Raw genomic sequence first — 26,927 nt, 5'->3', positions numbered from 1 at the left:
GAGAAACTGAAGGAGTTTGAGCGATGAAAAAACAACAGCGCTTAGTGATGAGAACAGTCATTTTGCTCTTGCTGTTGGCCGCACTCGGTTATACGATTTACGCCAACTTTTTCACTGAGAAAACGGCGGTCGCTGTCGGTTCAACAGCGCCCGATTTTGTGCTGTCTGACCTTGAAGGGCGTGAACATCGCCTCACAGACTATCGAGGCAAAGGCGTCTTTTTAAACTTTTGGGGAACGTGGTGCAAACCGTGCGAACGGGAAATGCCGTACATGAACGAGTTGTACCCGATTTATCAAAAGCAAGGAGTCGAAATTTTAGCTGTCAATGTCGGTGAGCCGAAGCTAAATGTCGAAAAGTTTGCAGAACGGTTCGGATTAACGTTTCCAATCGTCATCGACCGCCAAGATCAAGTGTTGAACGCATATGGCGTCGGGCCGCTGCCGACGACGTTTTTGATTGACAAAAACGGTAAAGTGAAAAAAATCATTACCGGCACAATGACAAAAGAAGATATTAAGCAGCATCTAGAAAGCATTAAACCGTGAGGAGTTTTGCGCCATGGAACAAGTGAAATGTGAATGCGGCCACGTTAACCCGCACGGCACGGTGTTTTGCGAATCGTGCGGTAAGCCGCTTGAGGAACAGGGAGAAAAAGCGCTTTTAGATATGCGTTACGAAGGAAGCGCGCGCCGGTCACAAACATACAAACGAACGATTGTCGATCAAATTTGGGCGTTTTTCTCGTCGGTCAAAGTCGGGGTGGCGCTCATCGTCATCACGCTCATCGCTTCGGTGATCGGCACCATTTTTCCGCAAGAAATGTATATTCCGCCAAACGTTAATCCGGCTGATTATTACGAAGAGCAGTATGGCTGGGCGGGAAAACTATATTACGAGCTCGGTTTTAACAATTTGTACGGCTCGTGGTGGTACATTTTGCTCATCGCCTTGATCGGCGTTTCACTCGTCATTTGCAGCTTAGACCGCGTCGTGCCGCTTTACCGCGCCTTGAAACGGCAAGGAGTGAAACGACATCCACACTTTTTGGAGCGGCAACGGCTGTTTGGCGTCTCGCGCATTAGTGATATGGACCAAGCGGTTGCTCTGTTGAAAGAGCGACTGGCTAAGCAGCGCTACCGCGTCCGGGAAGAAGACGGTCATCTGTTGGCCGAAAAAGGGCGCTTTTCCCGCTGGGGGCCGTATGTGAATCATGTCGGCCTGATCATTTTCTTAATCGGGGCGATGCTCCGCTCAGTGCCGGGCATGTACATTGATGAAGTGATGTGGGTTCGTGAAGGGGAAACGAAAGAAATCCCCGGGACTAACGGTCAATATTTTTTAAAAAGCGAAAAGTTTATTTTTGATACGTACAAAAAAGGCGAAGACAATGAAGTGTTTAACGCTGCCATCGACCGTGTCGGCGATGGAATGATCGCAGAAAACTATCAGACGAATGTCGTCTTGTATAAGCGCGTCGGCCCAACGGTCGCCGGTGCCAAACCGGAACTGGAAAAAGTGAAAGAATATCCGATTCGCGTCAACGAACCGCTGAAGTTCGACCATTACGCGCTTTATCAAGTTGATTTTCGGCTGAACGAGCCGAAAACGATGTCGTTCCAGCTGACGGATAAGCAGTCGGGAAAAACGTTGGGCACGGTAGCGATCGACTTGTATGACCCAAAAGAAACATACAATCTTGGGAACGGATACCGTGTTGAGCTATTAAGCTATTTTCCTGACTTTGAATTTGATGAAGATGGGAATCCGTCGACGAAATCACGCGTGCCGAATAATCCGGCATTCGTCTTTAAAATGTATGCACCTGACCGACCGGAAGGGGAGGTCAGTTTCGTCGCCATTCAACAAACGCTTGAACCGTTTGGCGATAACAAATATAAAATGGCGTTTGCAGAACTTGAAACGCGCAACGTCTCTGGTTTGACCGTCCGCCGCGATTTCACGCTTTGGATTTTAGGAGTGGGTGGCGCGATTTTCATGTTCGGGTTGGTTCAAGGAATGTATTGGAACCATCGCCGTATTTGGGTGCAACGAGTGAATGGCGAGTTATGGATTGCCGCACATACGAACAAAAACTGGTTCGGCTTAAAAAAGGAGCTGCATCGCCTGCTCGATGGCACCGGCTTAACGATGCCGGCCGATCGGCTCGAAGAAAGAAAACAAGCCGGACAGGGAGGACAAGCGCATGGTACAGCTTAGCAGCACATTGCTATATATTTCGTTTGTTTTATATTTAATCGGCACGTTTCTTTTTGGCGGCGCCATTCGCGATAAGCGGAAGGAGCAGCAAGGAAAAGACCGCTGGTCACAGTTTGGCATTGCCGTGACGATCATTGGCTTTCTTGCCCAATTCGGCTATTTTGTGACGCGCTGGATTGCCGCTGGGCACGCTCCGGTGAGCAATTTGTTTGAGTTTACGACGTTTTTTGGCATGATGCTTGTCGGTGCTTTCATTATCGTGTATTTCATTTATCGGTTGAGCGTGCTTGGATTGTTTGCGCTTCCGATTGCGTTGCTTATTATCGCCTATGCGAGTATGTTTCCGCGCGAAATCTCGCCGCTGATTCCCGCTTTGCAAAGCGATTGGCTGCACATTCACGTCACGACCGCAGCGGCGGGGGAGGCGATTTTGGCCATTAGCTTTGTCGCTGGGCTCATTTATTTAATCCGGGTTGTTGATCAGTCGAAACCGTCCAAGCGTACGTTTTGGCTTGAAGTCGTCATGTTTGGCTTAGTGACGACACTCGGCTTTGTCATCGTTTCAACGGCGTTTGGGCTTTCCGGATATGAGGCGAAATTTACGTGGATTGACAAAAACAACCAATCATCGGAAGTTGAGTATCATATGCCAGCGCTCGTCGGACCGCATAAGGGGGAGCTTGCCAAAGAAAGTGCTGACCGGTTGGATCCGCTTGTCGAGATGCCGGCGATCATTAACGCAAAAAAGTTGAACACCGTCATTTGGTCACTGATGGCTGGGGCGGTGTTGTACATCGCGCTCCGCCTCGTATTGCGTAAACGTATTGCAGCGGCGTTGCAGCCGCTTGTGAAAAACGTCAATTTGGATTTGGCCGACGAAATTGGCTATCGGGCCGTAGCGATCGGATTTCCGGTGTTTACACTCGGGGCGCTCATTTTCGCTATGATTTGGGCGCAAATCGCGTGGACACGCTTTTGGGGTTGGGATCCGAAAGAAGTGTGGGCGCTCATCACATGGTTGTTTTACGCCGCCTTTTTGCATCTCCGGCTTTCAAAAGGTTGGCATGGAGAAAAGTCCGCGTGGCTGGCCGTCATCGGTTTTGCTATTATCATGTTTAACTTAGTGGCGGTTAACCTTGTCATCGCCGGGCTGCACTCGTACGCCGGGACCTGATCGCAAGGCAAACGGATGCTCTATTGGCGAGCATCCGTTTTTTCAGTAAACTAGAAAGTGGGGATTGTTTCCATCTTGTGAGGAAGGGTGTTTGACATGGAAAAACAAGAAAAACCAATCCACATTTTAGTTGTCGATGATGAAGAACGGATTCGCCGGCTGTTGAAAATGTATTTAGAGCGGGAAAACTATGTGATCGATGAAGCTGGCGACGGCAATGTAGCGCTTGAGAAAGCGCTGGCGAACGACTATGACGTCATTTTGCTCGATTTAATGCTGCCGGGCAAAGATGGAATTGAGGTGTGCAAAGAAATTCGCGAGCACAAAACGACACCGATTATTATGCTGACGGCGAAAGGAGAAGAATCGAACCGCGTTCAAGGGTTTGAAGTTGGCACCGATGATTACATCGTCAAGCCGTTCAGTCCACGCGAAGTCGTCTTGCGCGTTAAAGCATTGTTGCGCCGTGCGGCGAATGCCACCTACGCACCGGTGGAGACGACGACGAAAGATGTGTTGGTGTTTCCACACTTAACGATTGACAATGATGCCCATCGGGTGACGGTCGATGGAAAAGAAGTGAGCTTGACGCCGAAAGAATACGAGTTGCTTCTCTTTTTAGCGCGCTCGCCAGATAAAGTGTTTGATCGTGAGCAGCTGCTAAAAGAAGTATGGCATTACGAGTTTTTTGGCGATTTGCGCACCGTCGACACTCATATTAAGCGGTTGCGCGAAAAGCTCAATAAGGCGTCGCCGCAAGCCGGAAAAATGATCGTCACCGTTTGGGGCGTCGGCTACAAGTTTGAGGCAGTGAGCGAATGATGTGGCTGTTTCGCAGTGTCGTTGGGAAACTATGGTTTACCATTTTGCTGCTCGTCTCATGCGTGTTGTTTATTTTAACCATTTTGCTTATTAAATTTTTCGAGGAGTACTATGTACAAGAAGCGGAAAACGATTTAACCCGTCTGGCGACGAAAGTAGCAGAGGTGATGCACGATTATCGTGACGAGCAGCTTGCCCGTTCGATTGCTTGGACGCTTGTCGACAATCGTTCAAAAGCGATCATTGTCGCCGATGAGTCGCATTATTGGTATTCGCCTGGCGAGGCAGACTTGAAAGACATGCCACTGTCGTCCATCCGTGAAGACTCAGACTTGCGCCGCGTGCTGACTGACCAAGAAACGGTGAAAAAGCGTCTGTATGCGACGGAGTGGGAACAAAATGGAAAGCCGCAGCACGATATGATCATCGTCGGCGTGCCGATGTCGATGCCGGACGGCAGCCGCGGTGCCGTTTTCATTTACCAGTCGCTCGAGGCGATCGCTGATGCAACCGAACATACAAAAGAGCTCATTTTTCTCGCCGCCTTTATCGCCATTGTGATGACGACGTTTTTTGCCTTTTTCTTGTCGACGCGCATTACCGCTCCGCTCAGGAAGATGCGCCAAGCCGCGTTTGAAGTGGCGCGCGGCCATTTTGACACTAAAGTGCCGATTTTAACGAATGATGAAATCGGCGGGCTGGCGATGGCGTTTAACCAAATGGGACGGCGGCTTCAATTTAACATTAACGCATTAAACCAGGAAAAAGAACAACTGGCCAGCATTTTAAGCAGCATGGCCGACGGCGTCATTACATTTAGCCGTGAGGGGGAAATATTAATTACGAACCCGCCGGCGGAGCGGTTTTTACAGGCATGGTATTTCGAACAAGGAAATGATGCGGAAACGATGGCGCCGCTGCCGCCGCAAGTGAAAGAGCTGTTCGCTCGCGTCGTCCGGGAGGAAAAGGAGCAATCCACCGAGGTGACGATACAAGGGCGGACATGGGTCATTTTAATGACGCCGTTATACGGCAAAACGATGGTGCGTGGTGCGGTCGCTGTTTTGCGTGACATGACTGAGGAGCGGAGGCTTGATAAGCTGCGCAAAGATTTTATCGCCAACGTCTCGCACGAACTGCGTACGCCGATTGCTATGTTGCAAGGATACAGCGAGGCGATTATCGATGATATTGCTGCGAGTGAGGAAGAGAAGAAAGAGATGGCAAAAGTCATTTATGACGAGTCGCTGCGCATGGGCCGCCTTGTTAACGATTTGCTTGATCTCGCGCGTATGGAGGCTGGCCATATCGAGCTGCAATATGAGCAAGTGGAGCTCGTCCCTTACGTGGAACGGGTGATCCGCAAGTTTTACGGGCTGGCGAAAGAAAAGCAGATCGAGCTGACAGCCGAGTTTCGCGACGAGAACATCGAAATCGCATTCGATCCAGACCGGATCGAGCAAGTGTTAACCAACTTAATCGATAACGCCATTCGCCATACGGAAGCGGGCGGTACGGTCCGTCTAATTATCGAGCGAAGCGGCGACGGCGTGACCATCCACGTCCAAGACTCGGGCTCCGGCATTCCGGAGGAAGATTTGCCGTTTGTGTTTGAACGGTTTTATAAAGCTGATAAAGCGCGGACGCGCGGCCGCTCGGGCACCGGACTCGGCTTGGCTATCGCCAAAAACATCGTGGAAACGCATAAAGGGCGCATTACCGTCCATAGCAAACTGAACGAAGGAACGACGTTTTCATTTTATTTGCCGGCTCACGGCCCAAAAGAGATGTAACGTCGTGAAAGGAGGCGGATGGCCGCCTCTTTTTTGGTTTAGTGGTATAGACAACTAGAATATATGATGTTATGATTGTGATAGAAAGAGAGGGATCGACATGAAACGGTGGCTGTTAAAAAACGCTGTCGTGTATGCAGAAACAGGGAAAATTGACCAAGGATATGTGTTGATCGAAGGAGAGAAAGTGGCCGATGTCGGTCCGATGTCGTTATGCCCGGCTGATGCCGGGGCGGAAGTGATCGAACTGTCCCCGCGATTTGCTATCGTGCCCGGATTTATTGATGTTCATATTCATGGGGCAGCCGGAGCTGATGTGATGGATGCGACGCCAGTGGCGATCCAGGCGATGGCCAACGCTTTACCGGCGGAAGGAACAACAAGCTTCCTAGCGACGACCATGACGGCGCCGAGTGAACAAATCGAAGCAGCACTTGTGAATGTAGCGCGTTATATGGAGCGGGAGAACGATCCTGGGGCGGCTGAAGTGCTCGGTGTTCATTTGGAAGGGCCGTTTTTGTCGCCGAAGCGCGCTGGGGCACAGCACCCACGCCACCTCGCTGACCCGGACATTTCACTGTTTCAGCGTTGGCAAGAAGTTGCCGGCGGCAATATCCGCCTTGTGACGCTCGCTCCAGAGCGGGACGGGGGGCTTGATCTTGTCGCTTATTTAAAGAAAACGGGGGTCGTCGCCTCGATCGGCCATTCCGACGCTGTTTACGAGGAGGTGAAAGCGGCGGTCGCTGCGGGGGTGACGCATGCCACCCACTTATTTAACGGGATGCGCGGCATTCACCACCGTGAACCGGGGGTTGCTGGTGCGGTGCTCATGCATGATGAAGTGATGTGCGAATTGATTGCCGATGGGCTGCACGTTGCGCCGCCGATGGTTCGTTTTGCTTACCGGAACAAAAGGAGTGATGGGCTCATCTTAATCACTGACGCTATGCGCGCTAAATGTCTCGGCGATGGGCAATACGATCTCGGTGGCCAGGAGGTGACTGTTCGCGGTGGAGAGGCGCGTCTTGCCGACGGCACGCTGGCAGGAAGCGTGTTAAAGCTTGCTGATGCTCTTCGCCGTGTACTCGATTGCACCGGCTGCACCCTTGAAGAAGTGATCCGTATGGCGAGCTGGAATCCGGCGAAACAGCTTCGCGTCCTTGATCGAAAGGGGAGTTTGCGTCCGGGGAAAGACGCCGATGTTGTCGTGCTTGATGAACAATACAAGGTGGCGATGACGTTTTGCCGCGGCGCACTTGCTTACTGTCAACAAAGCGAACCACAAGGGGCAGGGAGGGATGGTCATGAAAGTCATTGAGGCTATGGACTATGCAGATATGAGTCGCCAAGCAGCGAGAATGATCATCCAACAAGTTAAAGAAAAACCGAATGCCGTTCTCGGGTTAGCAACCGGTTCGACGGTGCTCGGTGTGTACCGTGAACTCGTTGCCGACCATCGGCAGCACGGAACATCGTACCAGTTTGTGCGCACGGTCAATTTGGATGAGTATGTCGGGCTTGGTCCGGATCATCCGAACAGCTATCGCTATTATATGAATGAGCATTTGTTTTCGAATCTGGACATTCCGCTTGACGAGACGCACGTGCCGGACGGCTTGGCCGCTGATTTAGGTGAGGAGTGCCGCCGCTATGAGCAGCTGATTGAAGGGCTAGGAGGCGTTGATTTACAGCTCTTAGGCATCGGGCGCAACGGCCATATCGGCTTTAACGAGCCAGGGACCCCGTTTTCGTCGATGACCCATGTCGTTGAGCTTGCCGCATCAACGCGTGAGGCGAACGCCCGCTTTTTCCCGTCATTGGATGACGTGCCGCACCACGCCATTACGATGGGGATCGCAACCATTTTACGAAGCCGACGCATCGTGCTGCTCGCATCAGGAGCGGAAAAAGCTTCCGCGCTCGCCCGGCTGTTCGAAGGGGTCGTTTCACCTGAGCTGCCGGCTTCGGCGCTTCATCTCCATCCGGATGTCACGATCATCGCCGACCAAGAGGCGCTGTCACTTATTCCAAACGAACAGCGGCAGGTGGAATCCCGTGATTGATAAACAATCTCCTGTTCCAATTTATTACCAGCTTGAGCAATATATGAAGGAGAAAATTGAAAAAGGAGAGTGGCAGCCAGGGGAGATGATTGCGTCTGAGCGTGAGTTGGCGGAAACGTACGATATTAGCCGGATGACCGTTCGGCAGGCGGTCAACAATTTGGTCAACGACGGCTACCTTGTTCGCCGGCGTGGAAAAGGAACGTTTGTCGCAGCGAAAAAAATTGAGCAGCCGCTTAAAGGACTGACGAGCTTTTCCGAAGATATGCGGGCGCGTGGCATGGAGCCGGACACCGTTGTTCTTGGCTTTGAAACGGTGCCGGCTTCAAAGAAACTGGCCGAATGGCTCGCTGTTAAGGAAGGGGACGCCCTTTACGAAATTCGCCGTCTCCGCTTAGCCGACGGCTCGCCGATGGCGCTCGAGACGCTCTATATTCCGTGCGCATTGGCGCCTCATTTGACGCGCGAGATTGTAAACGGTTCCGTGTATGAATTTATGGAAAAGGAAGTTGGATTAGCCATCGGCACTGCCGTTCAAGTGATTGAAGCGTCCGTCGCCCGTAAGCTGGAAGCCGAACACTTGCAAGTGAAAGAAGGAGCTCCGGTGCTGTTGCTCGAACGCCGCACATACCTTACTGACGGACGGCCACTGGAAGTTGTGAAATCAGTGTATCGCGGTGACCGATACAAATTCATCGTTGAAATGGAACGAAGAAAATAAAAAGGGGGAATGTTTATGTTAGGATTTTTACAGCGTCTAGGAAAGGCGTTTATGCTGCCGATTGCCGTTTTGCCGGCGGCTGGACTGTTGCTCCGGCTTGGTCAGGACGACTTATTAGATATTCCATTTATCGCTGCTGCGGGTGATGCGGTATTTTCCAACTTGGCGTTGATTTTCGCCATTGGTGTCGCCATCGGCTTTTCAAAAGATGGCAATGGTGCTGCCGCGCTCGCTGGGGCGATCGGCTATTTTGTTTTGACGAAAGGCGCTGCCGCGATTGATAAAGACATCAATATGTCCGTATTAGGCGGTATCATCTCCGGGGTGATCGCCGGGCTTTTATACAATCGTTATCATGATATCAAGTTGCCGGACTGGCTCGGCTTTTTCGGTGGCCGGCGGTTTGTGCCGATCGTAACATCGCTTGTTATGATCGTGCTTGCTCTCGTTTTCGGATACATTTGGCCGCCGATTCAAGACGGCATTAATGCGATCGGTCATTGGATCGTGGGCGCCGGGGCCGTTGGCGTTGGGATTTTTGGGTTCTTAAACCGGTTGCTCATTCCTGTTGGGCTGCACCATGTGTTAAACAGTTTCGTCTGGTTTGTGTTTGGTGAGTATGACGGTAAAACCGGTGATTTAAGCCGATTTTTTGCCGGTGACCCGGATGCAGGGATTTTTATGGCTGGCTTCTTCCCGGTCATGATGTTCGGTCTCCCGGCGGCGGCATTGGCGATGATCATCGCGGCGAAGAAGGAACGGCGCAAAGCGATTGCCGGTGCGCTCCTTGGCGTAGCGTTGACATCGTTTTTAACCGGTATTACAGAGCCGATCGAATTTTTGTTTATGTTTTTATCGCCGCTCTTGTATGTCGTTCATGCCGTGTTAACTGGCTTATCGCTGGCGGTGGCGACGGCATTTGATATTCATCACGGGTTTACGTTCTCGGCCGGTGCGATTGACTTTTTCTTAAACTATGGAATTGCACAAAAACCGTATTTATTAATTGTTCAAGGACTCATCTATGCTGTGATCTATTTCGTTGTTTTCTATTTCCTGATTACGAAGCTCAATTTAAAAACGCCGGGACGTGAAGATGACGTAGAGGGAGAGTTTACCGACAGCAAAGCGGCGCAGTCGGGCGTAAAATATGAAGAGCTAGCGGTAAAATATATAGAGGCATTGGGAGGAAAAGAAAACCTCACACAAATTGATAATTGTGTCACACGCTTGCGCTTAAAAGTAAAAGACATGTCAAAAGTCAACGAAGCTGAATTGAAGCGCTTAGGGGCGAAAGGGGTGCTTCGTCTCAACCAAACGGATTTGCAAGTGATCATTGGCACGGATGTCGAATTTTTAGCCAATGCGATGAGAAAATAATCAAAAGTGAAATGGACAGATCGTTCTTGTATGCGAACGTTAGGAAGGAAGAGCGCTTATGAAACGATTGTTGGATTGCAGCGCCTCCGATTTCCGCAAGATGGAAGGGAAGCAGTTGAAACAAGCGATTCAGGCGTCAGAAGGTAGAGTGATCGTTGCCGAAGTCATCGGAGAATTTGCGCCGCTTTATCCAGCGATCACCAACGCCGAACTGGCGGCGGCGTTTGGGGCGGATTTGCTGTTATTGAATTGGTTCGATGTGTTCCGTCCAGTTGTGAACGGTTTGGACGTGAATGAGCCCGATCACATGGTGGAGCGGTTAAAACAGTTGACAGGGCGCCCGGTTGGCGTCAATTTGGAACCTGTTGACCCGAACGCGAAGCAGCTCGAGGCGTTGGCGTCATTGCCAAAAGGGAGAATGGCAACGGCAGAGTCACTGCAACAAGCGAAGCGGTTAGGAGTTGACTTTATTTGTCTGACCGGGAACCCGAAAACAGGCGTGACGAATGATGAGATTGTGAAAGCCATCGAAACGGCGCGGGCTGTTTTAGGCGAAGACGCTCTAATTATTGCCGGGAAAATGCACGCAGCAGGCGTTGCCGACGAAGCGGGAAGCGGTATCGTATCGGAAGAAGTGGTGGTGCGATTTATTCGCGCTGGCGCTGACATCGTTTTGATGCCAGCTCCAGGAACCGTGCCAGGGGTAACATTAGACAAAACGGAGAAGCTTGTTCGGGTGGCGCATGAACATGGAGCGCTTGTCATGCTGACGATTGGCACAAGTCAGGAAGGAGCGGATGAGCATACGATTCGCCAAATCGCGCTTGCGAGCAAAATGGCCGGAGCGGATATGCACCATATCGGCGACGCTGGCTATCATGGCATCGCCGTTCCAGAGAACATTATGGCATATTCCATCGCTATTCGCGGCAAACGCCATACGTACATTCGCATGGCAAGATCGCCCTTGAGATAACAATTGTTTATTCTCAACAAAGAAGGTTTTTCTGTTCCCGCTGAACGGAAGTAAGGAGAGAGGCCCAGACTGTTGACAAAATGGGTTTCAGACGAATGTCTGAAACCCATTTTGTTCCATAAATAGACTATGTTTTCAAAAAAAGTGGGTAGGATGGGAAGCCATGCAAAGGAAAAGAAAGGGCGGTGCTTCGCCTTCCATAGGTAATTCGCCAGTTTTTTTAAATTCATGGCAGCACAAACAAGCATCGCCTGCGCCTCATTTTTTTCCAATCCCCGGTAATGCGTCCAGCGCAGACCATGCTTCTCTTTCATATCGGCGAAATCCCGTTCAATCGTCTCTTTTCGGAGGGCATAGAGTTCCCGGTATTCCGGAACATACCGCAAATGCTCTGCTTCTTCATAGTAGTCCTGCCATACGTGGCGAGTGACTACTTTGGTGTAGCTCTTGCTTTGCGTGCACTGATGAAGATACGGACAGCTTCGGCACACCGCCGGGTCCGATTTGTATTCCCGGTACCCTTCCCGATTCGTAGTAGAGTAAGATAGAACTTGATCATTGGGGCATAGATAACAATCAAAATATTCGTCATACACAAAATCTGATTTCCGAAAGAATCCATCTTTTGTTTTCGGGCGAGTGTACGGCCAAATCGGCTTTACCCCTTGTTCGAGTAAATACTTGGCAATGGCAGGAGTTTTATATCCTGCGTCTACACACACGGCTTCCGGACATGATTGGATTTCCCGTTTCACTCGTTCGAACAGCACAAAAAACGCTTGACTGTCATGGACGTTGGCTGCCGTCACGTAGGTCTGTAGAATCCATCCGTTGCGATCACAAGCTGTATGATACGAATAGGCAAACACTCGCTCCCGTTCATTTTTCACCAACAGTCCGCTCTCCGGATCCGTTTTGCTTACTTTTACTTCCCGTTTTTTTTTTTTCTCAGATGGCAACGGCGATTTTCCATGAGCGATCCGATCCCGTTCGATTTCTTTTTCGAGTTCCTGTTGGTAGGCTTTGGCTTCGACTTCTGCCATTTCCGTTGTAAACTTCTTTTTATTGGCGCTTGCTTTGACATGAGTGGAGTCTACGTACAAGACACTCGAATCTACCAATCCGTGTTCAAAGGCTTCTTTTAAAAATCCGTGAAAAAATTTGATGGAATACATCCGTTCCAGCGAAACGACGCGCATAGTTTTTACTTGGCGTCGAGTGATGAGAACGGGATCATGAAGACTAAGTCCTAAAAACCAACGGTAGGCGACGTTGGTTCGGATTTGTTCGACGGTTTCACGCATGGAGCGAATCTCAAATACATACTGAATCAAATACATTTTAAACAACATCACTGGATCAATGCTCGGACGTCCATGATCAGGAGAGTAGAGATCTTTCACCACATCATAGATAAAAGAAAAATCAATGGCCGCATCCAGCTTTCTTACCAAGTGATCCTCTGGAACCAGATCATCCAGTTTCACCGTGGTTTCGGTATAGCGCCCATCTTCTTGGTGTGGCCGAAGCATCGTTCCTTTCCTCCATTTCTCCCTCGTCTTACCTTCATAATAAAACAGCTTGTCGACTTTGTCGACAAGCTGAGAGGCCGATACGGCCTCTTTTTTGAAGACTAAAACAAGCAAAAAGTGTTGCGGATGGCAAGGAAAATGTGACGGCTGCCGAGCAGTTGAGGACGAAACCGTCGGTTCACTCCGTTTTGGGTGATCAACGGAAACGGCTGTTGGCATGCGGAGAGTGGCCTTTATGGCGTGATCGCCCCTTTCCGCATTTACGAGTGCTAAGTTGTGGGTGATTGTTTTTTACGGGAATGAAACTTTTCTCCTTTGTGCACGTAATATTAGATGGAAGGCATTAGACGATAGCTATCTTTTGTTTGTCTGACGATGGCGGAAAGCCGCGCACACGTCCATCCAGCTCTCATTTGGCAAGACAATGTGCGGCACGCGGAAACAGAGGTGTCAATTGAAAACTAGGAAAACCGGAGAGGAGAATCGGGATGTTTGGAAAAGTCGCCGCTGATGTGCTTGGGCTGAGCGACATCGGCTCGGTCATTCAAACGAAAGATTACGATAAAGTCGATGCTGATGATTATGTGATGCATGAAGACGGAGAAAAAATTTACTTTCTTATTAAATCCAAATCAGATGAGTATTGTTTCACCAACCTTGCACTCATTCATCTAGACGGCACGAGCGCCACAAGCAAAAAGCGGACGCTGCGCCGCTATGATTACTATAAATATCCGATTTCCGATGTGTCGCTCGAGACGGCTGGGACGGTCGATTTGGATGCGGAAATCAAATTTAAAATCGGATCGCACTCCTACTCGATCGATGTTCATAAAAAACATATCGAGGAATTGAAAGATTTGTATAAATCGCTATTGGCCATTGCCACGATTTGTGAGGAAAACGAAACGAAATTCGACTATGCCCAGCGCAGTATGGAGCTTGCGGCCAACCTGTTTGCCAACATGCGTGGCGACGGCACCAACGTTGCGGCCGATTTTAAGGCGATCAATGAGTATGCGTTTCAATGGCTTACTGAAGCGAAAAAGAACTATACAGTGAAAGATTTCGGATTTGTGTTTGACAAATATATTCAACAGTGATGAGATAAATTTTGTACAAGGAAAGGACGCGCTCCGGAGAAGGGGCACCTTTCCTTATTTTTTTCAAAATACAGTTGACGAAGTTCATTTCGATTAACGCACCCTCTGTTGGTGGTGCGTGATGTGCCTAGATAAATTGCGGGCATTGAATACGATGAACGGGTGCTGTATTCCGCGTGAAACATGGTGAAGGAAGCTGAGCCGTCTGGGGAGAGGGCCGCTGATAGCCTGCCGTCAGCCACCATAAATTCATAGTTGTCAAATGTTAAACCTTGCTTTAATATAAAAATTGTCCATATCCGAATAGTTTCATAGACTCGCAGCAAGGTGCCGCGAAGGCTTAATAGGGAATCCGGTGGGAATCCGGAACTGTCCCCGCAACTGTCAATGCGGACGAAATGAAATTGCCACTGTGCGGCTGGATGGCTTGCGCCGTCTCCCGCATGGGAAGGCTTCAGAGTAGGATGAAGCATGAGTCAGTAGACCTGCCTTGCTTGCGCAAAAGTTTCCGAATCTTCGGGGGGTGAGACGCGGAAACGGTCGCCTAGGCATTTTTGTGCTTACATTAGGCCGTTTCGCGCTCATTCCCGGATTTAGACGGAATGGGCGCTTTTCTTTTACATATATCACCTAAAGGGGGGAACGACTGATGAAGCGTTGGAAATGGTCAGCGGTATTGGCTGCTCTGGTCGCTTTGGCCGTTATGCTTGTCGGCTGCAACAGCGGAACGGGGAACAGCGCCCAGCCGGCGAAAAAAGAGGAACAGAACCCGGAACAAGCAGCGTTTCCGGTGACGGTGAAAGACGGGCTGGGGGAAGAGGTAACGATCAAAGCAGAACCGCAAAAAATCGTTTCACTTATTCCAAGCAATACGGAAATTGCCTACGCGTTGGGGCTTGGTGAGAAAATTGTCGGTGTCAGCGATTTTGACAATTATCCAGACGACGTCAAAACGAAAACGAAAGTCGGCAGCATGGAATTTAACGTCGAGAAAATTATTTCCTTGAAACCGGATCTTGTTCTCGCCCATGCGTCAAGCGCTCATAACGCGAAAGACGGCCTGCAGCAACTAAAAGATGCCGGCATTACCGTGCTTGTTATCAATAGCGCCACGTCGTTTAACGATGTGTATGCATCGATCAAGCTCATCGGCCAAGCAACCGGAACAGCGGATAAAGCGGAGCAAGTCATCCATGACATGAAGGCGAAACTGGCGCAAATGAAGGAAAAAGCAAAACAAATTCCGGCGGACAAGCAGGTGAACGTCTGGGTTGAGGTGGAGCCACCGCCGCAACTTTATACAGCCGGCAAGGGGACGTTTATGGACGAGATGCTTCAGGTGATTTCTGCCAGAAATGTTGCCGGCGATTTAGAAGGTTGGCCGATGGTGACAGAGGAACAGGCGGTTGCCTATAAGCCTGATGTCATCATTACAACATACAGCGGAGCCGAACAAGTGCTTAAACGCACGGCTTGGAAGGACGTACCGGCCGTGAAAAATAAGCGAGTGTATGACGTTAACACCGACTTAGTGAGCCGGCCGGGTCCGCGTCTTGTTGAAGGAGTCGAGGAACTTGCCAAAGCTATTTACCCGGATGTGTTTAAGTAAAGCGTGGCTATATATCGCGGCCGCTGCTGCGGCCGTCTTTTCACTGCTCATAGGGATATCGACCGGGTCGCTGTCGATCCCCTTTTCATCGATTGTTCGGATTGTTGCTGCTGAATGGACCGGCATACCACTTCCGCCTGACATGCCGGCGGATTGGGTGCCGATTGTGATGGAGATCCGCATGCCGCGCGTGGTGCTCGCCTTTTTGGTCGGGGCTTCATTGGCACTTGCCGGAGCCGCATTTCAAGGACTGTTGAAAAACGCGCTCGCTGATCCATATACGCTGGGCGTTTCGTCTGGTGCCTCCGTCGGGGCGGTGCTCGTCATTTTTCTCGGCTGGCAATGGCCGTTGTTTGGCACGTTTACGCTGCCGATTGTGAGCATCTTATGCGGCATGGCGACGCTTGCCGCTGTGTTGGCGTTCACCCGCGCGGTTGAACGGCGAATGTCGGTTGAGACGATCATTTTAGCCGGCATTATTTTCGGCGCCTTCTTCAGTGCTTTCATTTCGCTCATGATTGCCTTGACGGGTGAGGAGCTGCGGCAAATTATCTCATGGCTGATGGGGAGCGTGGCGATGCGCGGGTGGAAGTATAGCGGATTATTGTTTCCGTTTTTTCTCATTGGTGCGACAACGCTTATCGTCAACGCCCGTGAACTGAACGCGTTCGCGTTCGGCGAAGCGGCAGCGCTTCACGTCGGCGTCGATGTCACTCGCCGCAAAATTATCATTTTGACAGCGGCCGCGCTGCTCACCGGTGCGGCGGTGTCGGTGTCGGGAACGATCGGCTTTGTCGGGCTTGTTGTCCCACACATGGTTCGGCTTGTGTGCGGACCAAACTATCGGGTGCTTTTGCCGCTGTCGCTTTTGTACGGTGGGTCGTTTCTTGTGCTCGCCGATGTGGTGGCACGGACGATCATTGAGCCGCGTGAGCTGCCGATCGGTGTCATTACATCGCTCATCGGCGCCCCGTTGTTTGCCGCCCTATTTTTCCGAAAAACGAAACGAAAGATGGGATGATGATGCTCGATGTGCGTGCCGTATCGCATCGGTATGGACAGAAACAAGTGCTTGACGGCGTGACGTTTTCCGTCAAAAAAGGAGAGTTGTTTGGCATTTTAGGGCCAAACGGCAGCGGGAAGACGACGTTGCTGAAACTGATCAGCAAGGAGCTTCCGCTTGCGAGCGGTGAGATTGTCATGAGCGGTCGGCTGCTTTCCGAGTTGTCGGCAAAACAATGGGCGCAGTTGGCCGCCGTCCTGCCGCAAGCGGTGGAAACGGCGTATGGCTATACGGTGAAAGAAACAGTAGCGCTCGGCCGCTACGCCCATCAGCACGGGTTGTTTCCAACATGGACGGCAGAAGATGAAACCGTGGTTCAAGAGGTGATTGCCGCCGTCGGTTTAGCCGATAAAATCGATGAGCCGCTTGAGCGGTTAAGCGGCGGCGAGCGGCAGCGTGCCTATTTGGCCCGGGCGCTTGCCCAAGAGCCACAGTTGCTCTTATTGGATGAGCCGACCAATCATATGGATATAAGCGGGCAAGTTCGGCTTCTTGATCAGCTCGCCCAATCCGCACGTGCGCGCGGCTTGACGGTTGTCGCTGTTTTTCACGATATGAGCATTGCCAGTCTTTATTGCGATCGGGTGCTTGTTTTAAAAGAGGGGAAAACAGCTGCGCTCGGCGCGCCGGCGGACGTCATGACGCCGAGGCTGCTGAATGACGTGTTTGCCGCCCCGGTTGTGCGCCAAGCACATCCGGTAGCGGCGAAGCCGATGTTTTCGTTTGTGCCGCAACAACAACGCAAGAAGGCACCGCTTATCGGTGGGCTGCACCCGTCTTTTCTCGACGACGCCGTCGTTCTCGTTGCTCACAAACCACTTCGTGTGTTGTCTTCCGCTCTTGTTGGCAGCGGGTTTCAGTGGGTGACCCACTTCGTCAATCGACATGTCGGCCTGGATTACGATAATCCCTATGCGGACGAAGACATGCGGCGTTATTTGGAACAGCACGGATTTTCAGTTGCCCAGACGATCGGCATGATGACCGCCGTCGATGTGCACGATGTGGTCTGGCGTTGGGAAGATAAGGAGGCATTTTCGGTTGCGGTCATGGTGACGGCCGGCGTCGGGAATGCAGTCGACGCCGCTCGGGCGTGGCAGCACCAACCGCTCGCAGCGAAGCCTGGGACAATCAATATGGTCATCATCATTGACGGGACGCTGACCGAGGCGGCATTCGTTCAGGCGGTCATGACAGCGACGGAAGCGAAGGCGAAAGCGCTGGCGGATCATCGAGTTTACGATCCAGAAACTGGAACGGTTGCCACTGGGACATCGACCGATTCGCTCGCGGTGGCCGCGACACAAACTGGACGGACGTTCGCTTATGCTGGGACGGCGACTGAGCTTGGCCGCGAGCTCGGTCGGCTCGTGTATGAGGCGACGATCGAGGCGCTCGACCGCTATGAGCGACGGAGGGGAAGACGATGACGCATCTGTTGGCGCTGACGTTGGCATTGTTTCTTGACGCACTGTTTGGTGACCCGCGCTGGCTGCCGCATCCGGTGCGCGGGATGGGAGGACTGATTGCTTATTTCGACCAGCACTGGAATCAAGGAAGCGGCCGCCGGGCTAAGGGAGTGGCGGCCGTGGCCGCCGTGCTGGCCATCGTGTATGGGGTGTCCGCGCTCATCGTTCATATGAGCTATGCCTTGTCAGTATACATTGGCGTGGCGGTCGAAGGGGTGCTCATTTTTACGACTATTGCGACAAAAAGTCTTGCTGAAGCAGCTGAGGATGTGCGGCGGCCGCTCGAAGCGGGCGATCTCCCGGAGGCGCGGCGCGCGCTGTCGATGATCGTCGGCCGCGATACCGAGCGGCTCGATGAAGCCGGCATTACCCGTGCCTGTGTGGAAACGGTGGCGGAAAATACGAGCGACGGCGTTACCGCCCCTCTCTTTTACGCAGCCATTGGTGGGGCGCCGCTTGCCTTATTGTATCGGGCGGTGAACACGTGCGATTCGATGATCGGTTATAAAAATGAGAAGTATGGCGAATTTGGCTGGGCAGCCGCCCGGCTGGATGATGTGCTGAACTATATTCCGGCTCGGTTGACGGCACTTGTCATGGTGTTCATTTATGGTGGCCGCCGGCTTCGTCGCTCTTTGGCAGTTTTGTTTCGCGATGCCCGCCGCCATCCGAGCCCCAACAGTGGTTGGCTCGAGGCGGCGATGGCTGGGCTGCTCGGGGTGCAGCTGGGTGGAACGAATACATATGGTGGCGTTGTTTCCGAGCGGCCGACGATCGGCCGCCCGGACGTCCCGCTTCGCTCCGTCCATATTCGTCGGGCGGTCGGCATCATGATCGGAACGGTGCTTGTTTTTACGTTATGGCTATGGATCGGAGGGATGATCGTTGTATTGGCCGGCGCATGGGGCGAATCCGCACGTGCTCTATAAGCAGTGCGGACTTACCCCTCCACATAAGTATGTTGATTTCAGCGTCAATACGAACCCGTACCAGCTGCCGCCTTCCGCCTGGCCGGACAGTGAGGAGTGGATTCGCTGGGTTGGTGAATATCCCGATTTGGAAGCGGAAGCGCTCGTCGCATTGATCGCCAAGCAGGAAGGGATTGAGCGTAGACAAGTGCTCATGACGAACGGGGCGGCAGAGGCAATTTATTTGTTGGCGGCGCTGTTTGCCGGACGGCGGGTCGGTGTGTTAGAACCGACATTTTCGGAATATCGGCGTGCCTGCCTCGCCTACGGTTGTGAGGTAGCGGCGTTGATGGCCGAGGAACAATGCGGCTTTTCATATGATATTGATGAGGCGGCAGCATGGGCGGCGGGGCAGGACATCGTTTTTTTATGCCATCCGAACAATCCGACCGGGACGGTGATGCCGGAACATGAACTTCGATTGTTCATTGATGCGGCCGATCAAGCCGGTACATATATCGTTGTGGATGAAGCATTTTATCCGTTTTGGCGCGGCGGGTTTACTGCTGTGCGCTGGTTGGACCGCTACTCACGCCTCATCGTGCTCCGGTCATTGACGAAAATCCATCATTTAGCAGGAGCACGACTCGGCTATGTCGTTGCCAATGAGGAGATCGTTGCCACGTTAAAAACGAGGCAGCCGCCATGGAGTGTGAGTCAAGTTGCTCAACAGCTAGCCATTCGCTTTTTGCAAATGGATTCGTTTGTGACGTGGACAAAAGAGCAACTAGCGGCTGAGCGGGAGCGGGTGTTCCAAGCGCTTCCAGCCGAACGGTACGACGTCTCGCCGTCAGTCGTCAACTTTTACTTGTTGCGTCCACGGACAGGGCGGACGGAGGCGCTGCTCTTCCATTTATTAAAGAAAGGGATTGTACCGCGGCATACGATGAATTTCCCCGGACTTGACGGCCGCTATGTTCGGCTGGCCGTCAAAACACCGATGGAAAACGACCGGCTTCTCGAAGCGCTTGCGGGGTGGGATGGATGATCGTGTTTGTGAGCGGCGCGGTGCGCAGCGGCAAAAGCGAAGTGGCGGAAGCATGTGCTAGGAGTCTCGCTCATGGCGGCCGTCTCCATTATCTTGCCACTGCGCAGGCGACGGATGAGGAAATGGCGGCGCGCATCCGTCGCCATCAAGAGCGGCGCACAGCCAGTGGGGCGTACTGGATGGTGTGGGAAGGGCCGGCACGTCTTGAGCAGCTTGCCGAGTCGCTTCGTCCTTCCGACGTTGTGCTCATTGATTGTTTAACCATGTGGCTGGCGAATGACTTGTTTGTCGGCGACAGTTGGCGAACGGAGGAGGCGTCATTCGCCATCGCCGGCCATCTGTTAGATGACGTGCGGAGTTTAGCGGATGCTTGCCGCGCTGTTGTCATCGTTTCAAACGAACTGTTTTCTGGCGGTGTACCGACTGATCCTGGCACGTTTTGCTATATGAAAACGCTCGGTTGGCTTCATCAACAGTTGGTTGCAGAAGCGGCGGTTGCCGCGGTGGTTGAATGCGGTCTCGTTCGAGTGAAAAAAGGGCGGTGGCCGCAATGAGGCAGATGTGGAACGGCTGGCTGTTGGCGTTGCAGTTGTTTACCGTCATTCCAATTCGGCGATCAATTGAATGGAATGACATCCATGTCCGTTGGCTCGTGCGCAGTATGCCGCTTGCGGGGGCGGCGATCGGGGCGCTGGCTGCTGGGACATATGCTTTATGTTCTATGTTTTCGTTCGGCACGCCGCTCTTTTTGGCGCTTTTTCTTCTTTGGCTCGGTATTTGGCTGGCTGGCGGTTTGCACGCCGACGGCTGGATGGATGTGAGCGACGCCTTTTTTTCATATCGCGACGCCAAACGGCGACAAGAGATTATGTCCGATTCGCGTGTCGGCGCATTCGCTGTTTTGTCGCTTGCCTGTTTATTGTCATTTCGTTGGTTGTTTTTGTATGAGACGATTAAGGCCGAGATTCCGCCAGCTTTGTTTGTTGCGATTCCGCTTTTATCGCGTTCGGGGGCCGCTTGGCTGCTTTCTGTCGGCAAGCTGGCGAAACCGACAGGAATGGCGGCATCAGTGCGCGAATATATTTCATGGCACGATGCTGTCTGGGCGTTGGTGCTCGCTTTCCTCGTCCTTTCACTTCTCTCGGTGCTCGGGGGCGTCCCTGTATGGACAAGTGCAGCGCTCGCTGTGGCGATGGCGCTTTTGGCGTTAGGAGCCAAGCCATGGGTGGAAAAACAGTTTGGCGGCGTTACCGGCGATGTGCTCGGAGCGCTGATTGAAGGAGGGGAGACGCTTTTATGGGGCGTCGTTTGGCTATTACATTCATCCGCCATGGGATGACAGCGTTGAACCGCCAGCGGGCGTATATTGGTTGGACGGATGCGCCGTTGGCTGCTGCTGAGCGCGTTCGGCTCAGCAGCCTAAAGCCCAAGCTGCCTATGGCGGTTGACCGGATTGTTTCGAGCGATCTTCGCCGCTGCCGGGAAACGGCTGCCTTATTGTTCGGCGGCCGTCCAGCGGACTGGTGGACAAGCTGGTGGCGCGAGCTGTCGTTTGGCGATTGGGAAGGAAAGACCTTCGCCGAGTTAAACGAGGATCCGGCATACCGCCAATGGCTTGAAGCGCCGTTTTCTGTGGCGCCACCTGGCGGAGAAAGCTATGCTGGTTTTCAGAAGCGCATCAAACAGGCGTTCACAAAGACGCTCGCTTTGGCTGAGCGAAGCGGTGCCCGCCATATCGCCGTCATCACCCACGGCGGCCCGATCCGCTTCATGCTCGAGCAATATGCACCGACTTCGCGTTCCTTTTGGGAATGGGACGTGCCGTTTGCAGGCGGGTATACGCTTGATTCAACGATCGGGCGCTGGAAGGGGGGAGAGCGATGCATTTCGTTGTCGGCGGTGCGTTTCAAGGAAAACGAAAATGGGTGCGGGAACGATATGGAATAGGAGACGGCGTTCAGATTGTATGGCATGACGGCTATCAAGAGCCATACGGGCCGCCGAACGGCGTCAAGGTGGCGAAAACGGTCGTCTTTGAGGGACTCGAAGCCGCCATTCGCCGCCTTCCGGATACCGCGGAATGGGAGCGATTTTTCCACGCTTGGAAGCAGTGGGAAGACGAAGTGGCTGGCCGCACCGTCGTCTGGGTTGGGACAGACGTAACGCAAGGCATCGTTCCTACCGATCCAGCGGATCGTCGCTGGCGCGATGCCGTTGGGGTATGCTACCAGCGGCTTGCTGCCATGTGCTGCCGTGTCGACCGGCTTTGGTGCGGGTTAGCAGAACGATTAAAATAAAGGGGAGAGGACGAATGAAACTGTATACACGAACAGGGGATCAAGGAAAAACGAGTTTAGTCGGCGGGCGCGTCGATAAAGATCATTTGCGCGTCGAGGCGTACGGAACGGTTGATGAGGCGAATTCGTTCATCGGCTGGTCGCTCGCTTTATTGGCAGGCGATGAGCGGTTTCGTGACCTTTGCGCCGAGTTGCAAAAAATCCAGCACGAGCTGTTTGACTGCGGCGGTGACTTGGCCATCGTTAACGGGAAGATGCCGTATAAAGTGACCGAGGAGATGGTCACGTTTTTAGAACAGCGCATTGATGAGTACGTGCAAGAGGCTCCGCCGCTGCAGAAGTTCATTTTGCCAGGCGGTTCGAAGGCGGCGGCTGCGCTTCATATGGCGCGCACGGTGACAAGGCGGGCGGAACGGTGCATCGTTTCCTTGCAAAAAGCGGAACCGATCAATGATGCCGTACTCAAATATATGAATCGTCTATCGGATTATTTGTTCGCTGCTGCCCGGGTGGTGAACGCGCGCTTAGGGGTGGCCGACATCGAATACGAACGGAGTGCCATTGTGTTCCGAGACAAGGAGGAAAAACAATGAACCGCCGTTTTGCCTGGCTGGCCGTTTGTATGGCGCTTTCTGTCATCGGTTCGTTCATCAAGCTACCGACGTTTGTCGGTAGCATCGCTTTAGACAGTGCGCCGGCACTCGTTGCCGCCGCTGTTCTCGGCCCGCAAGCCGGAGCAACGGTCGCCGGGCTTGGCCACTTCATTTCCGCCTATATCGGCGGCTGGCCGCTCGGCCCGTTCCATTGGCTTGTCGCTTGTGAAATGGCGGTGCTTGGTGCGTTGTTTGCCGCGATGTACGGGCGGGGCTGGCGCTTTGGTGGAGCGATCGCCTTTTTTGTCGGTAACGTGTTCTTGGCGCCGTTGCCGCTTGTCGTTGCGTTCGGTTGGCCGTTGGTTATCGCGGTCATTCCGCCGCTGTCGGTGGCCACTGCTATGAATATATTGATCGCCATGGCGGTTATGCCGTCTGTCGTCCGCTTGGCAGCGAAAGTAGGGGGGAAGGCGCCGCATGCGTGATGTGCTTTTTCTCCCGCTCACCGATGGTGTTGAACTAGCGATTGCCGCCGACGGTTCAGCAGCGGTTGGGGAAAAACAAGGTGATGCGGTGTTTGTTCCGGCCGAGACAACTGCCTATTTTGCTGCCCGCGTCGCCTTAATGGAATTAGTAAGCGTCGGGGCAGAGGCAAAGGCGGTTGTGCTGCAAAACTTTATTGCTGATGAGCGATGGGAAGCTCTTTGCCGTGGCATTAGGCAAGCGGGCAGTGAGCTGGGACTTGATCTCCCAATTACAGGCAGCAGTGAATCAAATTTTGCCACCGTACAGTCGGCGCTTGGGGTGACAGCGATCGGAACAGTGGCTCATGGACAAAAGAGAATCGGCATCACACCGGAGACAGCCAAGTTTGCCGTTATCGGTCGTCCGCTCGTCGGCTCAGCCGTGTTGGTGCACTCGGACTGGATCGCGCCTCTTTCACTCGTTGCCGAACTTCTCGCTTCTCCGTATGTTTATGAATTGATCCCTATCGGTTCAAAAGGTATTTATTATGAATGGACACAGCTGTTGGCCGCCAACGGCCGTCAGTGGTGCGCCTGTGCGTGCCCGCTGCCGCTCTTTGCTTCCGGCGGTCCGGCAACCTCTTTGCTGATCAGTTATGACCCGGCTGGAGAGCAGGTGTTAAGGAAGCAGGCTGGACGTCTCTTTTTTTCGCTGTTTGCCGAGCTGTAATCGCCTGATGTTTTTAGATAAAAAACAGTTTCCTTTTCGTTTTCCACCCGTTATCATGAAGATAATGGGATTTTTTTGGTTTCGGTCCATGGAAAAGGATAGGGGGAGAGAGACGATGGACCCCGTCTTTGAACAGTTGTATGAAAAGTATCATGACGATTTGTTTAATTTTTTGTTTTACATGGTGCGGAATCGAGAGCATGCCGAAGATTTGGTCCAAGAAGTGTACGTGAAAGTGCTGCGTTCGTATAAGCGGTTTAAAGGGCAATGCAGTGAAAAAACGTGGCTGCTGTCCATTGCGCGCCATGTGGCGATCGATTTTTTCCGCCGGCAAAAACATCGGCGCAAATGGGCTGGTCCGTCGGAATGGAGCGAAGAGTCGATCGGCGCCGATGAACCGATGCCGGAGGAGGTTGCCATTCAAAAGGAGGAAATTCAACTCATGTATCGCTGTTTGGCGCGCTGTACGGTCGATCAGCAGCTTGTGCTCGTCCTCCGATTCATCCAGTCGCTGTCGATCGCGGAAACGGCAGCAGCGCTTGGCTGGACGGAGAGCAAAGTAAAAACGACGCAACACCGCGCGTTAAAGGCGCTGAAGCAATATATGGAGGAAGAGGCAGAACGGGAGGGGTGGCAACATGAAAAAGCTCAACTGGAATGAGCGATGTATTCAACACGGACTTGAACAGTTGCCCGTTGTCAAAGACCGCCGCGCGAAAGAGGATATTTACGAGCGGCTAGAGCGCGCCCGACGAGCGGCGCGCTGGAAACGGCGCTGGCTTCCGGCAGTTGCGTCGGCGGCGGTGCTTGTTGCGGCTGCGTTTGCCGCTCCTCGTCTAATCATTCCGGAACCGGCGGACAAACAGGTAGCCTCTTCATCTGCCGTTCAGACATGGCGAGCGAACGATGTTTCTTCCCATCCAGAAGCGATGATGGCGACCGAGGTGTCGAATGAAGCGGTAAGTAAAGTGGTAATCGCCTTACCTGACCGGAAAATCGGCATGGTTGTACCGGTAGTTGTCCCGCTTTTCGGCCGTTTTGCCCTGGAAGAACGGCTGACGGCAGCGTTGGATGAGCTCAACCGCTCCTCGTTACGAAGCGCAGCCAAATGGCTTGATGGCATAACGATGGCACCAGAAGCAGGCAACAGGGGCACTTGGGCGGTGCGCGTTCCGGCCGACCATCGCATATTTACCGCTGATCGCGAGGAGCAGCAGCTGTTTTTCATGGCGGTGGTGGAAACCGTGCGGCAAATGGGCGGACAGAATATCCGCTTTTTCACCGGAGCGGAGGAAGGTCTTGACCTATCAGCATCTGGACCGTTGAAAACGACAAAAGTGGATCAGCAAAAACGAATTTATTATATAAACCGCCTTTCTTCGTTCGGCCATGCCGTGCTCATTTCAGTACCGAGCTCCGCCCGCTCGTTTTCCGAGGCGGTGCAGCGGATGAAAAAACCGGGCGGCCGTGGGCTTGAGCCGGCGATTCCACCGGAAGTGAAGGTGGATCACGTTCATGCCAGTGGGCGTCATGCCACTGTTTCACTTCGCTTTTCCGCTTCGCTGGACGCAGCGGATGCGGCGCGCATGGCAGAAGCGATTTTATTGACGGCGAAAGAGTTTGGCTTGCTTGAGGTGACGTTGGCGGCTAATGGCCGCTCGTCCATCGGTCCGTATCCGCTCGGGGAGCGGATTAAGGTGCCGGCCGGTCCGAACGAGGAACTATTGACGGCAGGCGGCCGATAGCGGCCGATGCCTCCTTTTGGTCATTTTACGGGGGCGTTTTGTTACAGTTTTGTTAATGTCGGCGTCGTGTTGTTCTATCGATCATCGTTTTGACATAAGACATATATGGTGCGAAGAAGGAAGGAGGAATGGAGAATGGATGATGTCATGAGACGGATCCTAGCGGTTGCGGGTGTGGCAGTATGCGTCGGTCTGTTGTTTCTCGTCGGTGCCAACGGATGATTGGATGAATATTCGAAAAACGGTTGTCCTCTTTCGCGGTGATGCGTTATAATGAGAAAAACATCAGGAGAGGAGAAAGACAGATGTTGACCGACTACCATAACCATCTTGAACGGGGGACATTGACGCTTGATTATTTGCGTCAATTTACGGATGAGGCGGCGAAAAAAGGGATTGAGCATTTCGGCATTTCCGAACACGCGTATCATTTTTATCAAACAAAAAACATTTTGTCCAATCCGTGGGTGGAAGCGCGCCGCTGCTACGATATGGCTGATTATGTCCAGCTGTTCCATGAAGCGTGGGATGCCGGCATCGATGTGAAAATGTCCATCGAAATGGACTATACGCCAGGCAAGCATGAAGAGATGGCGGCGTTCATCCGCTCGTACGATTTTGACTATGTCATCGGCTCCATCCATTGGGTCGACGACTTTGGCATTGACTTAGTCGAATATCGCCGCGAGTGGGAACGTCGTGATTTGTACGATACATACCGCAAATATTTTGATCAAGTCGTGACGCTTGCTGAATCGAACTTATTTGATATTATCGGTCACCTCGATTTGGTGAAAATTTTTAAATATGTTCCGGAAGATGAAGAATTTTTGCTCGAGCAATATGACCGGGCGACAACGGCGCTCGCTAATTCAAAAACATGCGTTGAGATCAGCACGGCCGGGCTGCGTAAGCCGGTCGGTGAGCTGTACCCGGATCCACGCTTGCTAAAAATGTGCTATGAAAAAGGCATTCCAATCGTCTTCTCCTCTGACGCGCACGTGCCGGAACATGTCGGTGCCGACTTTGATAAGGCAATTGAACTTGCCCGCAGCGTTGGTTATACTGAGTTGATGACGTTCTCGAAAGGAGAACGGAAGGCAGTGCCGCTCGGTTGAACGGAATGATACGATGAAAAAACATGCAGGTTTCCAATCCTGGGAGCCTGCATGTTTTATGGCCGGACGGGATGGATTGTGGCGTGATGCAAGAGAAAT

At 52.5% G+C, this 26,927-nt stretch carries 27 protein-coding genes and 1 riboswitch; of the genes, 26 read left to right on the top strand and 1 reads right to left on the bottom strand.

The features are described from left to right. Positions 1-23 precede the first annotated feature (23 nt). From resA to IC804_RS03300, 10 genes are all read left to right on the top strand, one after another. On the top strand, positions 24-548 hold the full coding sequence (gene resA, locus IC804_RS03345) for a thiol-disulfide oxidoreductase ResA (RefSeq protein WP_011887723.1): 525 nt from the start codon (positions 24-26) through the stop codon (positions 546-548). 13 nt (positions 549-561) lie between these two features. Next, on the top strand, positions 562-2,220 hold the full coding sequence (locus tag IC804_RS03340; protein ID WP_008879691.1) for a cytochrome c biogenesis ResB family protein: 1,659 nt from the start codon (positions 562-564) through the stop codon (positions 2,218-2,220). Further along, positions 2,207-3,394: a c-type cytochrome biogenesis protein CcsB gene (gene ccsB, locus IC804_RS03335; RefSeq protein WP_081157337.1), complete on the top strand. Its 1,188-nt coding sequence runs from the start codon at positions 2,207-2,209 to the stop codon at positions 3,392-3,394. The genes IC804_RS03340 and ccsB overlap by 14 nt, the downstream gene beginning before the upstream one ends. 96 nt (positions 3,395-3,490) lie before the next feature. Further along, positions 3,491-4,216: a response regulator transcription factor gene (locus tag IC804_RS03330; protein WP_008879688.1), complete on the top strand. Its 726-nt coding sequence runs from the start codon at positions 3,491-3,493 to the stop codon at positions 4,214-4,216. After that, positions 4,216-6,009: an ATP-binding protein gene (locus IC804_RS03325; RefSeq protein WP_029761008.1), complete on the top strand. Its 1,794-nt coding sequence runs from the start codon at positions 4,216-4,218 to the stop codon at positions 6,007-6,009. Before IC804_RS03330 ends, IC804_RS03325 begins: the two co-directional genes overlap by 1 nt. A 100-nt stretch (positions 6,010-6,109) precedes the next feature. Beyond that, the gene (gene nagA / locus IC804_RS03320) at positions 6,110-7,327 is read left to right on the top strand and encodes an N-acetylglucosamine-6-phosphate deacetylase (protein ID WP_011887720.1); all 1,218 of its coding nucleotides are present in this window, start codon (positions 6,110-6,112) and stop codon (positions 7,325-7,327) included. Further along, positions 7,308-8,072, top strand: coding sequence for a glucosamine-6-phosphate deaminase (nagB, locus tag IC804_RS03315; RefSeq protein WP_029761007.1), 765 nt, complete (start codon positions 7,308-7,310; stop codon positions 8,070-8,072). Before nagA ends, nagB begins: the two co-directional genes overlap by 20 nt. Continuing rightward, a complete protein-coding gene (locus IC804_RS03310; RefSeq protein WP_060476044.1) occupies positions 8,065-8,793 on the top strand; it encodes a GntR family transcriptional regulator in 729 nt (242 codons plus the stop codon). The genes nagB and IC804_RS03310 overlap by 8 nt, the downstream gene beginning before the upstream one ends. A gap of 15 nt (positions 8,794-8,808) precedes the next feature. Next, a complete protein-coding gene (nagE, locus tag IC804_RS03305) occupies positions 8,809-10,173 on the top strand; it encodes an N-acetylglucosamine-specific PTS transporter subunit IIBC (protein WP_029761005.1) in 1,365 nt (454 codons plus the stop codon). Between the two features lie 58 nt (positions 10,174-10,231). Beyond that, complete coding sequence (locus IC804_RS03300) at positions 10,232-11,149, top strand: DUF7916 family protein (RefSeq protein ID WP_008879681.1); 918 nt, start codon at positions 10,232-10,234, stop codon at positions 11,147-11,149. Here the strand turns inward: IC804_RS03300 and IC804_RS03295 are convergent. Continuing rightward, a complete protein-coding gene (locus IC804_RS03295; protein ID WP_223812886.1) occupies positions 11,050-12,681 on the bottom strand; it encodes an IS1182 family transposase in 1,632 nt (543 codons plus the stop codon). The genes IC804_RS03300 and IC804_RS03295 overlap by 100 nt on opposite strands. A gap of 488 nt (positions 12,682-13,169) precedes the next feature. Here IC804_RS03295 and IC804_RS03290 point away from each other — a divergent pair, with 488 nt between their 5' ends. From IC804_RS03290 to IC804_RS03215, 16 genes are all read left to right on the top strand, one after another. After that, the gene (locus IC804_RS03290; RefSeq protein ID WP_081157172.1) at positions 13,170-13,784 is read left to right on the top strand and encodes a PH domain-containing protein; all 615 of its coding nucleotides are present in this window, start codon (positions 13,170-13,172) and stop codon (positions 13,782-13,784) included. Positions 13,785-14,092: 308 nt separating this feature from the next. Beyond that, positions 14,093-14,292, top strand: a riboswitch (cobalamin riboswitch). A gap of 141 nt (positions 14,293-14,433) precedes the next feature. Next, entirely contained in the window at positions 14,434-15,393 is a 960-nt protein-coding gene (locus IC804_RS03285) for an ABC transporter substrate-binding protein (RefSeq protein ID WP_060476043.1), read from the top strand. Continuing rightward, on the top strand, positions 15,380-16,414 hold the full coding sequence (locus IC804_RS03280) for a FecCD family ABC transporter permease (protein WP_029761003.1): 1,035 nt from the start codon (positions 15,380-15,382) through the stop codon (positions 16,412-16,414). Before IC804_RS03285 ends, IC804_RS03280 begins: the two co-directional genes overlap by 14 nt. Then, positions 16,411-17,886, top strand: coding sequence for an adenosylcobinamide amidohydrolase (locus tag IC804_RS03275; RefSeq protein ID WP_011887714.1), 1,476 nt, complete (start codon positions 16,411-16,413; stop codon positions 17,884-17,886). Before IC804_RS03280 ends, IC804_RS03275 begins: the two co-directional genes overlap by 4 nt. Continuing rightward, positions 17,883-18,854, top strand: a complete 972-nt coding sequence (cbiB, locus tag IC804_RS03270) for an adenosylcobinamide-phosphate synthase CbiB (RefSeq protein WP_029761002.1) — start codon at positions 17,883-17,885, stop codon at positions 18,852-18,854. Before IC804_RS03275 ends, cbiB begins: the two co-directional genes overlap by 4 nt. After that, entirely contained in the window at positions 18,811-19,881 is a 1,071-nt protein-coding gene (gene cobD / locus IC804_RS03265; RefSeq protein ID WP_081157171.1) for a threonine-phosphate decarboxylase CobD, read from the top strand. The genes cbiB and cobD overlap by 44 nt, the downstream gene beginning before the upstream one ends. Next, entirely contained in the window at positions 19,878-20,435 is a 558-nt protein-coding gene (locus IC804_RS03260) for a bifunctional adenosylcobinamide kinase/adenosylcobinamide-phosphate guanylyltransferase (protein WP_029761000.1), read from the top strand. Before cobD ends, IC804_RS03260 begins: the two co-directional genes overlap by 4 nt. Then, positions 20,432-21,220 (top strand): adenosylcobinamide-GDP ribazoletransferase, encoded by a 789-nt coding sequence (locus IC804_RS03255; protein ID WP_029760999.1) that lies wholly within the window; start codon positions 20,432-20,434, stop codon positions 21,218-21,220. Before IC804_RS03260 ends, IC804_RS03255 begins: the two co-directional genes overlap by 4 nt. Further along, positions 21,178-21,828, top strand: coding sequence for a histidine phosphatase family protein (locus tag IC804_RS03250; RefSeq protein ID WP_029760998.1), 651 nt, complete (start codon positions 21,178-21,180; stop codon positions 21,826-21,828). The genes IC804_RS03255 and IC804_RS03250 overlap by 43 nt, the downstream gene beginning before the upstream one ends. Beyond that, on the top strand, positions 21,762-22,178 hold the full coding sequence (locus IC804_RS03245) for a bifunctional adenosylcobinamide kinase/adenosylcobinamide-phosphate guanylyltransferase (protein ID WP_029760997.1): 417 nt from the start codon (positions 21,762-21,764) through the stop codon (positions 22,176-22,178). The genes IC804_RS03250 and IC804_RS03245 overlap by 67 nt, the downstream gene beginning before the upstream one ends. 14 nt (positions 22,179-22,192) lie before the next feature. Continuing rightward, entirely contained in the window at positions 22,193-22,771 is a 579-nt protein-coding gene (locus tag IC804_RS03240; protein ID WP_029760996.1) for a cob(I)yrinic acid a,c-diamide adenosyltransferase, read from the top strand. Continuing rightward, entirely contained in the window at positions 22,768-23,256 is a 489-nt protein-coding gene (locus tag IC804_RS03235) for an ECF transporter S component (protein WP_029760995.1), read from the top strand. The genes IC804_RS03240 and IC804_RS03235 overlap by 4 nt, the downstream gene beginning before the upstream one ends. Continuing rightward, positions 23,249-23,965, top strand: a complete 717-nt coding sequence (locus IC804_RS03230) for an AIR synthase related protein (protein WP_008879668.1) — start codon at positions 23,249-23,251, stop codon at positions 23,963-23,965. Before IC804_RS03235 ends, IC804_RS03230 begins: the two co-directional genes overlap by 8 nt. Positions 23,966-24,080: 115 nt before the next feature. Beyond that, the gene (gene sigX / locus IC804_RS03225; RefSeq protein WP_029760992.1) at positions 24,081-24,626 is read left to right on the top strand and encodes an RNA polymerase sigma factor SigX; all 546 of its coding nucleotides are present in this window, start codon (positions 24,081-24,083) and stop codon (positions 24,624-24,626) included. After that, on the top strand, positions 24,604-25,710 hold the full coding sequence (locus tag IC804_RS03220) for a GerMN domain-containing protein (RefSeq protein WP_081157170.1): 1,107 nt from the start codon (positions 24,604-24,606) through the stop codon (positions 25,708-25,710). Before sigX ends, IC804_RS03220 begins: the two co-directional genes overlap by 23 nt. A gap of 305 nt (positions 25,711-26,015) precedes the next feature. Beyond that, on the top strand, positions 26,016-26,828 hold the full coding sequence (locus IC804_RS03215; RefSeq protein ID WP_008879665.1) for a histidinol-phosphatase: 813 nt from the start codon (positions 26,016-26,018) through the stop codon (positions 26,826-26,828). Positions 26,829-26,927: the final 99 nt, after the last annotated feature.

Origin of the sequence: Geobacillus sp. 47C-IIb (genome assembly GCF_014679705.1) — a bacterium.
In the GTDB taxonomy this organism is placed as follows: domain Bacteria; phylum Bacillota; class Bacilli; order Bacillales; family Anoxybacillaceae; genus Geobacillus; species Geobacillus thermodenitrificans.
Note: the sequence above shows the minus strand (reverse complement) of the source record. Positions and strands in the feature narration are given on the sequence as shown.